The organism is Pseudofrankia inefficax, assembly GCF_000166135.1.
Lineage (GTDB): Bacteria > Actinomycetota > Actinomycetes > Frankiales > Frankiaceae > Pseudofrankia > Pseudofrankia inefficax.
Map to the genome: position 1 here is coordinate 3842946 of NC_014666.1, position 11840 is coordinate 3854785.

Below are 11840 nucleotides of genomic sequence, written 5' to 3' on the forward strand. Positions count from 1 at the left end.
CAAATGGAGGATCTTCCTCCATTTGTGGCGCCGCTCACGACGGTCGCGCGCTTGACGAAGGGATGGCCGCATGTCACAGGACGTCGTCGCCGGCGACCAGCGGATACGGTCCGCCTCGGCGAGCGCCGCCACTGGCCGGCGGGGAAATCCCTGGTGGGCGCTGGTGAGCGTCGCCCTGGGCGTCATCATGGTCGGCCTGGACGGGACGGTCGTGTCGATCGCGAACCCGCGGATCGCCCAGGACCTCGGCGCCTCGCTGACCGACCTGCAGTGGATCACCAACTCGTACCTGCTGGCCCTGGCCGCGCTGCTGATCTTCGGCGGCAACCTCGGCGACCGGTACGGCCGCAAGAAGATCTTCCTCATCGGCGTGGTCGGGTTCGGCCTCACCTCGCTGGCGATCGGACTGGTCGGCAACATCATCGGGATCATCGTGCTGCGGGCGCTCCAGGGCGCGTTCGGCGCGATGCTGATGCCGAACACCCTCGCGATCCTGCGCGGCGCGTTCCCGCCCAAGGAGCTGAACCAGGCGATCGGCATCTGGAGCGGCGCGTCGTCGGTCTCGATCGCCGCGGGCCCTATCCTCGGCGGCCTGCTGGTCGAGCACGTCAGCTGGGAGTCGGTCTTCTACATCAACGTGCCGATGGGCGCGATCGCGCTGCTCGTGGGCCTGGCGGTGCTCAACGAGTCCCGCAGCGAGAGCATCCGCCAGCGCCACGACGTTCCCGGCATCCTCACCCTGTCCGGCGGCCTGTTCGTTCTCATCTTCGGCCTGATCAAAGCCTCCGGCTGGGGCTGGACGGACGCCAAGACCATCGGTTTCATCGTCGTCGGCCTGGCCGTACTGGCGCTTTTCACGGTGATCGAGACCAGGGTGGCCGCTCCCCTGCTGCCGATGCGCCTGTTCGCGAACCGGTCGATCTCGGTGAGCAGCGCGGTTCTCGTCATCAACTTCTTCGCGCTGTTCGGGGTGCTGTTCTTCGTCACGCTGTACCTGCAGAACGTCCAGCGCGCCTCGCCGATCGCGACCGGCGTCCACATCCTGCCGCTGACGCTGGCCATGATGGTGATGGGCCCGATCTCCGGCCGGGTCGTCGAGCAGTTCGGGCCTCGCCCGCCGATGGCCGTCGGCCTCGCCCTGTCCGGCGTGGCCCTGCTTCTGCTGACCAGGCTCCAGGTCAGCTCCGGCTTCAACACGCTCTGGCCGTCCCTGCTCATGCTCGGCATCGGGATGGGCCTGGTCATCACGGCGAGCGCGGAGGCCATCATCGGCAACGCGCCGGTCGACGACGCCGGGGTCGCCGGCGGCCTGCAGACCACGGCGCTGCAGCTGGGCGGGGTCGTCGGCACGGCGGTCCTGGGCTCGATCCTCACCAGCCGGGTGGCCTCCGTCCTGGTCGACCGGCTGACCGGCGCAGGCACGCCAGCCGACGTCGCGAACCACCTGGCCGGCTCGACCGAGCTCATCAGCCAGGGCGTCGCGCCCACGGTCACGGACAGCTCGGCCTCGGTGCAGGCCGCCGTGAACGCCGGCAGCCATTCCGCCTTCATGACCGGCCTGCACACCTCACTCGTCGTCGCCGGCGTCGCGACCCTCGTCGCCGCGGCACTGAGCCTCCTGGTCCGCCGGGGCGCCAACACCGAAGGCGCCCCTGTCGTCGTGCACTGACGAAGCGGGAGGCCGAGAGAGCCCGAGCCTCAGGAACGCGGCTCCTCGGGGCGTTCGAGGGCCGACGTGATCCAGCGCTGGCAGGTGTCGCGGACGCGGCCCATCTCGGTCAGGTCGGCGTCGGTCAGCAGGGTGGCGGCGACACCGCGGACCAGGCCCTGTAGCAGCACCGCCACGGTCTGGGCGTCCAGGTCGGGCCGGATCGAGCCGTCGCGCTGGCCTGTCTCGATCAGCCCGGCCCAGCCTTCGAGGCTGCGCCGGTCCGCGTCGATCATCCCCTCGACGGAGGCCTCGGCGGGGAAGGTGGCGCCCCACATGACGATCAGCGCGCGGTCGTCGGAGTGCGGGTGCTCGAAGCGCTCCAGGAACCCGTCGACCGTCGCGCGCACGAGGTCCAGGCCGCGGGCGTCCTCGACGTTGGGCACGCGCTCGCGCAGGGCGGCCCAGGCCGAGTCGTCGATCTGGTTCTGCGCGCGCCGGGCCAGCCGGGCGACGAGCGCGTCCTTCGAGCCGAAGTGATGGGTCGGCAGCCCGCGGCTGGTCCCGGCGCGCTCGCCGATGCTGGCCAGCGAGGCGCGTTCGACGCCGCGCTCGGCCACGAGGTCGGCGGCGGCGTCGAGGAGGGCCTCCTCGGACTCGTTGCGCCGTTCGACCTGGGTCCGGCGTCGGGGAGTGGCTGCGTTCACGGGGTTTAGCCTACTTACTTGATAGTCAGCCAACAAGTTAGGTACCGTCCGGGGCCATGGCCACGTACGACATCATCATCAAGGGCGGGACCGTCATCGACGGCCTCCGCACCCCTCGCTACAGGGCCGACGTCGGGATCAAGGACGGCGTGATCGCCCAGATCGGCGTGATCGACGCGAGCGAGGGCGCCGAGGTGGTCGACGCGACGGGCAAGATCGTCGCCCCGGGCATCGTCGACATCCACACCCACTACGACAGCCAGCTGTTCTGGGACCCCTGGTGCACGATGTCGGCCTGGCACGGCGTCACCACGGTCGTCCTGGGCAACTGCGGCTTCGGCTTCGCCCCGTGCCGGCCGGAGGACCAGGACCGCACGATGCTCAGCCTGTCCCGCAACGAGGCCGTGCCGATCAAGACGATGCGGGCCGGGATGCCGTGGGACTGGGTGAGCTATCCCGAGTTCCTCGACAGCGTCGAGCGGACGCCCAAGGGCGTGAACGTCATGTCGCTCGTCCCGCTCGCCCCGCTCTACACCTACGTCGTCGGCATCGACAAGGCCAAGAAGGACCGGGCCTCCGACGAGGAGCTCGCCCGGATGTGCGAGCTGCTCGTGGAGGGCATGGAGGCCGGCGGCTGCGGCTGGAGCTCGCAGATCTCGGGCGACCTGAACAACGTCCAGCTCGACTACGACGGCTCGCCGATGGTCACCGACATGATGACCGAGCGCGAGGTCACCGCGTTCGCTCGGGCGTTGAAGAAGCTCGGGCGGGGGAGCACGCAGATCACCGGGCAGCTGGAGACCGCGGCGCTGATCGCCCGGGAGAGCGGCCGCCCGATCATCTGGAACGCGCTGGCGCCCACCGGCTCGGTCAACCAACACGGCGAGTCCCAGTTCCCGCATCTGGAGACCATCCGGCGGCTGGAGGAGCTGAACTCCGAGGAGGGCCTGCGCGTCTTCGCCTCGGCCCAGATCGTCCGGTTCCAGTCGGAGATCGTGCTGGAGAACTACAACCTCATGGACATCTTCCCGGCCTGGAAGGACGCGGGCCTGGGCACGCTCGAGGAGAAGATCGCCAAGTTCTCCGACCCCGAGCGACGGCCGGCGCTGAAGGCGGCGGTAGACGAGCTGGAAGGCGGTTTCGGCGCCGCCCGCTACCCGATGGCCGAGATCACGGTCAACTGGATCACCAGCGACGCGCACGACGCCCTGGCGCTCAAGGAGCGCTACGAGGGCTTCACCCTCGGCGAGATCGCCGAGCGCGAGAACAAGCACCTGGTCGACGTCCTGCTCGACATCGCCGTCGCGGGCGACCTCAACGTCGGCTTCGGCACCACCATGATCGACATGGACACCCAGGCGGTGCGGGAGGTGTCCACCTGCTCGGTCGCGCTCCCCGGGATCAGCGACGGCGGCGCCCACACCAAGTTCGTGACCACCGCCCGGTTCGGGACGGAGCTGCTCGCCCACTGGGTCCGCGACCACGGGGTCATGTCGCTGGAGGAGGCGCACTGGCGGCTGTCCGCCTACCCGGCGCAGGCGATGGGCCTGCGCGACCGCGGCTCGCTCGCGGAGGGCAGGCCCGCCGACGTCATCGTCTACGACCTCGACCGTCTCGAGGCGCTGCCCCAGGAGCGCCTGTTCGACTACCCGGCGGACGAGTGGCGGCTCGTGCAGAAGGCCGTCGGCTACGACCGGATCATCGTCAACGGCAGGACCACCTTCGTCGACGGCGTCTGCACGGACGCGACCCCCGGCAAGCTGCTGCGCCACGGCAGGGCTTAGCTCCTAGAACCGCACAGCGCCCAGTGAGGATCACCTGATGACCGAGACCGGTGCGACCGCCCCGAAGCTGTTCGACGCGGACAACCACTACTGGGAGACGACCGACGCCTTCACCCGTCACCGCGACCCGAAGTTCGCCGACCGCGGCGTGCAGGTGAAGGAGGTGGACGGGGTCCTGCGGTATCTGGTCGACGGCCAGCAGACCGAGTGGCTCCCCGGCCCCGCCGACGTGCACCCGCGCCCGCTGCCCGGCGCGTTCCTGGACTACTTCAAGGGCGGGACCAGCCGCGACGTGTTCCTCTCGGGCTTCACCGAGCAGGCCGCGGACCATCCGGACTGGTACGAGCGCGAGGCCCGCCTGAAGGTGATGGACTCCCAGGGCCTCGACGCGACCTGGCTGTTCCCCTCCCAGGGTGTCGTGATCGAGCCGCTGCTGCACACCGACCTCGAGGCCGCGATCGAGTGCTACCGGGCCTTCAACCGGTGGCTCGACGAGCAGTGGGGCTTCGCCTACCAGGACCGGATCTTCGGCGTCCCGTTCATCACCATGTGCGACCCGGACGAGACCGTCCGGGAGCTGCGCTGGTGCCTCGACCGGGGCGCCCGCGTCGTGAACATCCGCCACGGGGCCGCGGTGACCCGGTCCGGCAACCGGTCGCCCGCCGACCCGATGTTCGACGGTTTCTGGGGCCTGGCGGCCGAGGCCGGGGTCGTCGTCGCCACGCATGACGGCCAGGACGAGACGTACACGCCGGTGACGGACCTGATGGCCTCGGTGTGGGGCGAGGCCCACATGGCGGGCATCGCCCCAGGCGACACCGCGCACCTGGGCCAGTCCTCGACCTTCTCCGGCCTGATGAAGCACCGGACGGTGCACGACTTCGCCTACGTCCTCGTCGCCCACCGGCTCTTCGAGCGGTTCCCCGCGCTGAAGGTCGCCTACATCGAGAACGGCTGCGCCTGGGTGCCGTCGCTGCTGCTGTCCCTGGACTACCTGGGGCACGGCGAGGCGTTCAGGACCAGCCCGCGCGACCAGTTCATCGAGCACTGCTGGGTCGCGCCCTTCGTCGAGGAGGACGTGCGCGACCTGTCCCGCTACCTCCCCGTCGAGCGGATCCTCTTCGGCTCCGACTGGCCGCACGGCGAGGGGTTTCCCACCCCGAAGCACTTCCTGGCCAACGTCGCCGGCTTCACCCCGGCAGAGCAGCAGCGGATCCTCTACGACAACGCGCGGGAGCTCACCTTCCCGCGCTGAGCAGCGCCGCGAGCGGCACGGCGGTGTCGCCGCGGGTCTGGCGCAGCCGGGCACCGAGGCCGTGCGTGAGCGCGGCCGAGGTGCCCAGCAGCGCGTCGAGGGCGAGCACGCGGCTGTGGAGGTGGTGGTGGCTGTGCTCGCTGGTGAAGCCGATGCCGCCGAGCACCTGCAGGGCCCGTTCGCAGACGAGCCGCCCGTTGCGCCCGGCGAGCGCCTTGACGACCTCGTCGTGGTGCGGGGGAGCGGCCGCGTCGAGGCTGACCGCCTGCGCGGTGACGCTCGCCAGCGCGGCGGCGTCGGTGGCGGCGGCCGCGAGCAGGTGGCGGACGGCCTGGAACGTCCCGATCGGCCGGCCGAACTGCTCGCGGGTGCCGGCGTAGGCGACCGCGTCCGCGAGCGCGGTCTCCGCCGCGCCGAGGATCTCACTGGCGAGGGCCACCCGGCCGAGGAACAGGCTCCTGGCCCGGGCCGCCGCGGCCGTGCTCTCGTCGAGCGTGATCACGGCCGTGGCCGCGTCCGGGTCGAGTTCGTGGACGGCGAGCCGGCCGGCGATGGCGACGGGCCGCAGGGGGACGTCGGCCGCCGCGAGGACGACGGCGCCGTCGCCGGGCCGGTCGACGAGCAGATGCCTGCCCGTCGCGTCCCCGAGGACGACGTGACGCGGGCCATGACGTCCAGACTGCCGGGTGACGGTGGCGATCATCGTGCCGGCCGCCAGACCGGTCGCGGGACGGAACGGCTCCGCGAGCAGCGCGCCGAGCGCTGCGGAGCTGGCCAGCTCCCGGCCCTGGGCGCGGAACAGGGTGAAGACGGCCGCGCGGGTCTCGGGGTCCGCCAGGTCGGTGAGCAGATCCCACCAGCCGAGCGTGTCCAGCGGGTCCTCGCGGCCCGCGTCCGGGTCGTCCTCGCCCGGGGCGCGCAGCGCGAGGCACGCCGCCGCGAGAAACGCGTCCTCGTCGGCGCGCGCGGGGCCGGTCGTGGTGCCCGTCATGGGAGCCGCAGGATCTGCTTGGCGATCGTGTCGAGCTGCATCTGCTGGGAGCCCCCGTAGACGGTGACGATCCGCGAGAACAGGTAGTCCTGTCGGGCCACGGCGACCTCGTCGTCCTGGATGCCGATGGCGAGGTCGGGGTCGGCCGCGAGCATCCAGTCGCCGACCGAACGCTCGCTGGCGCACAGCAGGAGCTTCACGAACGCGGCGCGCGGGCCGAGCGTCGCGCCGGCGGCGTGCGCGAGCAGCCCGTCGAAGCTGGTGGCCCGCACGGCCGCCAGGTCGAGGACGGCCGCGCCCAGTTCGCCGTCGAACGCCGCCGCGCCGGGCCCGACCTGCTCCAGGTGCTCCTGGAGCCGGCGCTGGAAGAAGCAGTGCTTGAACCAGGCGAGCGTCCCGCGCTCGCTGCTGAGGATGTGCATCGCCACGGCCCAGCCGCCGCCCGGCGCGCCGACGATCCGGCCGGCCGGGACGTGCACGTCGTCGAAGGTGACCTCGGCCAGCTCATCGGTGCCGTTCGCCTGCTCGATCACCCGGACCTCGACCCCGGGGGAGCGCAGGTCGACGGCGAACGCGGTCAGCCCGCGGTGGCGCTCGGCCGGCGTCCCGGTGCGGGCCAGCACCAGGCACCAGGTGGCGTAGCGGGCCCAGCTCGTCCAGATCTTGCGGCCGGTGACCACGTAGCCGCCCTCGGCGGGGACCGCCCTGGTCCGCAGGCTCGCCAGGTCGGAGCCGGCCTCGGGCTCGGAGAAGCCCTGCGACCAGGTCTCGTCGCCGCGCAGGAACCGGGGGAGCACCTCGGCGACGAACGCGGGCTCGCCCAGCGCCGCGAGCGTCGGCGCCAGGATCTCCAGGTGCTCGTACAGCGCCATCGTCGGCAGGCCGGCCCGCGCGAGCACGTCCCACAGCGCGGCTCGGTGCTGGATCGCGCCACCGAGGCCGCCCAGCTCGACCGGCCAGCCGTAGCGGGACCAGCCCTCGTCGAAGAGGACCCGCATCAGGGCGGACGTCGCCGTCACCCGGTCGGCGTACTCGGCGATCGGCCGGGCCGCCGCGCGCAGCGCCGCCGGGCCAGCGGCCGCCCACTGCTCGAAGGCGGCCGCGAACCCGAGTGGATCGGCACGCGGATCACCGACACCGGGCGCGGCCGGGTGCGGATCGCCGTCACGCGATACGTCGTCGCCCTGACCCGGGGTGAAATGCAACATTGACGTCAATATAGACATTGGGTCCTGATCGCGCAATCCGGACGGCGCCGGCTCGGCGCGAAACGCCTGGCCGGCGCCGTCGCGGCGCGCTCGCGCGGCCCGAATTCAGGCGGACGCCGCCTGCGCGGCGTAGCGGGCCGCCCATTCCTTGCGGGTCCGGACCCTGACGTCGACGTCGGTCGCCTGGGCCCGCAGCGCGCCGACCGTCGCCTGCTCGTGGGCGAGGCCACGGAAGGGGTCCCAGTCGAAGAACCGGCAGGAGTTCTGCCAGGTGATCTTGTTGATGTCGTCGTCGGAGGCGCCGGCGTCGGTCATCTCGGCCATGACCTGCTCGGGGGCGTCCGGCCAGATCGAGTCGGAGTGCGGATAGTCGCACTCCCAGGCGATGATGTCGATGCCGATGTCGTGGCGGACCTTCAGCGCGACGGGGTCGGTGACGTAGCAGGCGAGCGAGTGGTCCCGGAAGACCTCACTCGGCAGCTTGCCGCCGAAGTCGCGGCGCAGCCAGCGCTAGTTGAGGTAGTGCCGGTCGCAGCGGCTGAGGTAGAAGGGGATCCAGCCGATCCCCGCCTCCGACCAGGCGATCTTCAGGCTCGGGTAGTTCCGCATGGCCGGGCCCCACAGCAGGTCCTGGGCGGCGAGCGTCGACACCTGGGTCGCCAGGATGATGAAGTTGTCGATCGGGGCGTCCGACGGCTGCTTGAGGGCGCCGAACCCCTGGCCGATGTGCAGGCACATGACCATGCCGGTGTCGCTGAGCGCCTCGAACACCGGGCCCCAGTGGCCGAGGTCGTGATAGCTCGGCAGGCCCTCGATGTGCGGCAGCTCGGGCATCGACACGGCCCGGCAGCCCTTGGCCGACACCCGCCGGATCTCGGCCACCATCAGCGCGCTGTCCCAGGTCGGCAGCAGGGCGAGCGGGATGAAGCGACCGGGGTAGGCCGTGGCCCACTCGTCGATGTGCCAGTCGTTGTAGGCCTGGACCATCGCGTAGGCGACCTCGTCGCGGCCCCGGTTCAGGTTGCCCGCGCTGAAGCCGGGGAACGTCGGGAAGCACATCGACGCGAAGATCCCGTTGCGGTTCATGTCGCGGACCCGCTCGTGGATGTCGTAGGCGCCGGGCCGCATCTCGGCGTAGCCGGCGGGGTCGAGCCCCCACTCCTCCGGCGGCCACGACACCACCGCGTTCAGGGACAGCGTCCCGGTCCGGTTGCCGTTGAACTCCCAGGACTGGAAGCCGTCCTCGGTGGTGACGACCTTCGGCGCCTGGTCGGCCCACTTCGCGGGCACGTGCCGGGTGAACATGTCGGGCGGCTCGACGACGTGGTCGTCGATGCTGACCAGGATCATGTCCTCGACCCTCATGGTCGTCACTCCTCTGTGGCTTTGGCGTCTGTGGCGGTCAGCGTCTGGGCGTTCGGTGTCCGGGCGTTCGACGTCTGTGGGGTTCGGGTCAGGCGACGACGCCGTCGACCTTGAGGGCGACGACGGTGTCCCAGTCGTAGCCGAGCTCGGCGAGGATCGCGTCGCCGTGCTCGTTGAGCTCGGGGGCGCGGCCGGGCTGGGCCGGCTGCTCGTCGAACTGGACCGGCGCGGCGACCAGCTGGAACGGAGTGCCGGCGGCGTTCTCCAGGGACTGGACGTAGCCGTTCGCGACCGCCTGCGGGTCCGTGATGGCCTCCAGCGTGGTCTGGACGGCCGTCCACTGGCCGCTGAACGGGCGCAGCCGGTCGCGCCACTCGGCCAGCGGCGCGCTCCCGAACACCGCGCGCAGCTCCTTGGTGGCCTCGGCGGCGTTGGCGCTGATCGTGGCGAAGTCGGCGAAGCGCGGGTCGGTGGCGAGGTCCGGGCGGCCGACGAGGCCGCACAGCTCGGCCCAGTACCGGGTGACCTGCAGGCAGGAGAAGCTCAGGAAACGGCCGTCGCTGGTCTCGTAGCTGTTGACCAGCGGGTTGCCGGTCCGCCCGCCGGGCGGCTGCGCCCACGGGATGCCGAGTTGCCCCGACAGCGCGATCGCCTGGCCCATCGACCACATGCCCGCTCCCATCAGGGAGACGTCCACGATCGCGGCGTGGCCGGTGCGCTCGCGGTGGAACAGCGCGCCCATCAGGCCGCCGGCGATGGTCATCGCGCCGATCGAGTCGCCGAAGCCGGGTGCCGGCGGGAACGGCACCCGCCCGGGGCCGTCGTCCATCATCATCGCCGCGGCGATGCCGGCCCGGCCCCAGAAGGCGAGGAAGTCGTAGGAGCCCCGGTCGGCGTCCGGCCCGCGTTCGCCCTGGCCGACGCCGCGCGCGTAGATGATGGTCGGGTTGTGGGCGCGGATGTCCTCGACGTCGATCCTGAGCTTCGTCCGGACGCTGGGCAGTTTGTTGGTCAGGAAGATGTCGCAGGTCGCGGCGAGCTCGTAGAGGATCTTCAGGCCCTGCTCGGTCGTGAGGTCGAGGGCCAGGCTGCGCTTGCCGCGGTTCGAGTGCTCCAGCAACACGTGGACCCCGCCAGCGATGGGGGCGGTGCCGGTCGAGGCGAGGCCGCGCATCGCGTCGCCGCGTTCGACATGCTCGATCTTGATGACCTCGGCGCCCCAGTCGGCGAGCAGCGCCGAAGCGGCCGGGACGAACGTGTGCTCGGCCACCTCGAGCACGCGGACGCCCGTCATGATTGCGGTCATGCAAGTCCTCCGGCGGTCTGTGCGGGGTACCCGTGGCGAGGCGTCGGCCCTCGTCGTGATCCGGCCCGCTACCAGGCCCGGTGCGTGATCCGATCAGGACGTTGGTTTCAAAGTCGACATCGACCTCGATGTTGGCGAAGATAGTGGTCCACGCCCGCACTGGCAAGGCCGGGGGCTCGTCGCGGGCGGCCACCGGCTCGCGAGGCAGCGCCACTGGTGACGGACGGTTATGTTTCAGCGACAGACTGTCTGCGGAAGGTTGGCGCGACGATGAAGGCTGTACTGCCCTGGGCGTTCTGGATCTTCGTGGCCTTCTACGTCGTGACCGCGCCGACCGAGGCCGCGGCGTTCCTGCACACGGCGGCCGGCTGGCTCGGCGCGCTCGGCAACGGCCTGTCCACCGTCGTCACCGACACCACCAACTCGGCCTGAACGAACAGCGCCTGAACCAGCTCCGCCTGACCGGCGCCGGCCGGACTGCCGGCTTCGCCTGAACCAGCCGGCCGCGCGCCTCGGCCCGGTCAGCGCTCGATCATCCGCATCTGCTCCTCGTTGTGGTGGTCGCCGGCGGCCGGGGGGATCCGGTCGAGGCGGTCGAGCTGCGCGGGGCTCAGCGTGACCTGGTCGGCGGCGGCGTTCTCCTCGACCCGCGCGACGCGCTTGGTGCCGGGGATCGGGGCGATGTCGTCGCCCTTGGCCAGCAGCCAGGCCAACGCCACCTGGGCCGGGGTGGCGCCCACCTCGGCGGCGACGGCCCCGACCTCGTCGGCGCTGCGCAGGTTCCGCTCGAAGTTCTCGGCGGAGAACCGGGGGTTGCTCCGCCGGAAGTCGGCGTCGTCGATCTCGCCGACCGAGCGGATCTGGCCGGTGAGGAAGCCGCGGCCCAGCGGCGAGTACGGCACGAAGCCGATGCCCAGCTCGCGCAGCACCGGCAGCACCGCGGGCTCCGGGTCGCGGGTCCACAGGGAGTACTCCGACTGCAGCGCGGTGACCGGGTGGACGGCGTGGGCCCGCCGGATCGTGCTCACCCCGGCCTCGGAGAGCCCGATGTGGCGGATCTTCCCCGCGGCGACCAGCTCGGCCAGGGCGCCGATGGTGTCCTCGATCGGTGTCCGGGGGTCGACCCGGTGCTGGTAGTAGAGGTCGATGCGGTCGGTGCCCAGCCGGCGCAGCGAGCCCTCGACGGCGGTCCGGATGCTCGCCGGGCTGCTGTCGGCCCCGTCGCGACCGGTGTGGGAGATCAGGCCGAACTTCGTCGCGAGCACCACGTCGTCCCGGTGGCCCTTCAGCGCCCGGCCCACCAGCTCCTCGTTGACGTACGGCCCGTACACCTCGGCGGTGTCCAGGAAGGTGACCCCGAGGTCCAGGGCCCGGTGGATGGTCCGGATCGACTCGACGTCGTCGCCCGGGCCGATGTACGCGGTCGACATGCCCATCGCGCCCAGGCCGATCCGTGAGACGTCGAGGTCGCCCAGCTTGGCGTGCTTCATGGTCAGGTCCTTCCGTGCCGCCGTGGGTGGGCGGCGCCGTGGCAGGTGTCCGGTCCCGCTGACGCCGGTGTGGACGGCGTCCGCCG

9 protein-coding genes and 1 pseudogene are annotated in these 11840 nt (G+C 71.5%); 4 read left to right on the forward strand and 6 right to left on the reverse strand.

Features of this window, described 5'->3' with window-relative positions:
• Nucleotides 1-70: 70 nt before the first annotated feature.
• Complete coding sequence (locus tag FRAEUI1C_RS15680; RefSeq protein ID WP_013424290.1) at nucleotides 71-1669, forward strand: MFS transporter; 1599 nt, start codon at nucleotides 71-73, stop codon at nucleotides 1667-1669.
• 29 nt (nucleotides 1670-1698) lie between these two features.
• Here FRAEUI1C_RS15680 and FRAEUI1C_RS15685 read toward each other — a convergent pair whose 3' ends face one another.
• A complete protein-coding gene (locus FRAEUI1C_RS15685) occupies nucleotides 1699-2355 on the reverse strand; it encodes a TetR/AcrR family transcriptional regulator (RefSeq protein WP_013424291.1) in 657 nt (218 codons plus the stop codon).
• A gap of 56 nt (nucleotides 2356-2411) precedes the next feature.
• Here FRAEUI1C_RS15685 and FRAEUI1C_RS15690 point away from each other — a divergent pair, with 56 nt between their 5' ends.
• Both FRAEUI1C_RS15690 and FRAEUI1C_RS15695 read left to right on the forward strand, forming a co-directional pair.
• Nucleotides 2412-4139 (forward strand): N-acyl-D-amino-acid deacylase family protein, encoded by a 1728-nt coding sequence (locus tag FRAEUI1C_RS15690; RefSeq protein ID WP_013424292.1) that lies wholly within the window; start codon nucleotides 2412-2414, stop codon nucleotides 4137-4139.
• Nucleotides 4140-4176: 37 nt separating this feature from the next.
• Nucleotides 4177-5394, forward strand: coding sequence for an amidohydrolase family protein (locus FRAEUI1C_RS15695; protein ID WP_013424293.1), 1218 nt, complete (start codon nucleotides 4177-4179; stop codon nucleotides 5392-5394).
• Here the strand turns inward: FRAEUI1C_RS15695 and FRAEUI1C_RS15700 are convergent.
• The 4 genes and pseudogenes from FRAEUI1C_RS15700 to FRAEUI1C_RS15715 all read right to left on the reverse strand — a co-directional run bounded on the left by FRAEUI1C_RS15700 (nucleotide 5378) and on the right by FRAEUI1C_RS15715 (nucleotide 10264).
• Nucleotides 5378-6385, reverse strand: a complete 1008-nt coding sequence (locus FRAEUI1C_RS15700; protein WP_013424294.1) for an acyl-CoA dehydrogenase family protein — start codon at nucleotides 6383-6385, stop codon at nucleotides 5378-5380. The genes FRAEUI1C_RS15695 and FRAEUI1C_RS15700 overlap by 17 nt on opposite strands.
• Nucleotides 6382-7593 (reverse strand): acyl-CoA dehydrogenase family protein, encoded by a 1212-nt coding sequence (locus FRAEUI1C_RS15705; protein ID WP_157734952.1) that lies wholly within the window; start codon nucleotides 7591-7593, stop codon nucleotides 6382-6384. The genes FRAEUI1C_RS15700 and FRAEUI1C_RS15705 overlap by 4 nt, the downstream gene beginning before the upstream one ends.
• Before the next feature lie 105 nt (nucleotides 7594-7698).
• A pseudogene (locus FRAEUI1C_RS15710) lies at nucleotides 7699-8958 on the reverse strand (amidohydrolase family protein).
• Nucleotides 8959-9046: 88 nt separating this feature from the next.
• On the reverse strand, nucleotides 9047-10264 hold the full coding sequence (locus FRAEUI1C_RS15715; protein ID WP_013424296.1) for a CaiB/BaiF CoA transferase family protein: 1218 nt from the start codon (nucleotides 10262-10264) through the stop codon (nucleotides 9047-9049).
• Nucleotides 10265-10534: 270 nt separating this feature from the next.
• On the opposite strand from FRAEUI1C_RS15715, the gene FRAEUI1C_RS40225 reads away from it, so the two are divergent.
• A complete protein-coding gene (locus FRAEUI1C_RS40225; protein WP_013424297.1) occupies nucleotides 10535-10696 on the forward strand; it encodes a hypothetical protein in 162 nt (53 codons plus the stop codon).
• Nucleotides 10697-10785: 89 nt separating this feature from the next.
• Here the strand turns inward: FRAEUI1C_RS40225 and FRAEUI1C_RS15720 are convergent, their stop codons facing one another.
• A complete protein-coding gene (locus tag FRAEUI1C_RS15720) occupies nucleotides 10786-11754 on the reverse strand; it encodes an aldo/keto reductase (protein ID WP_013424298.1) in 969 nt (322 codons plus the stop codon).
• Nucleotides 11755-11840: the final 86 nt, after the last annotated feature.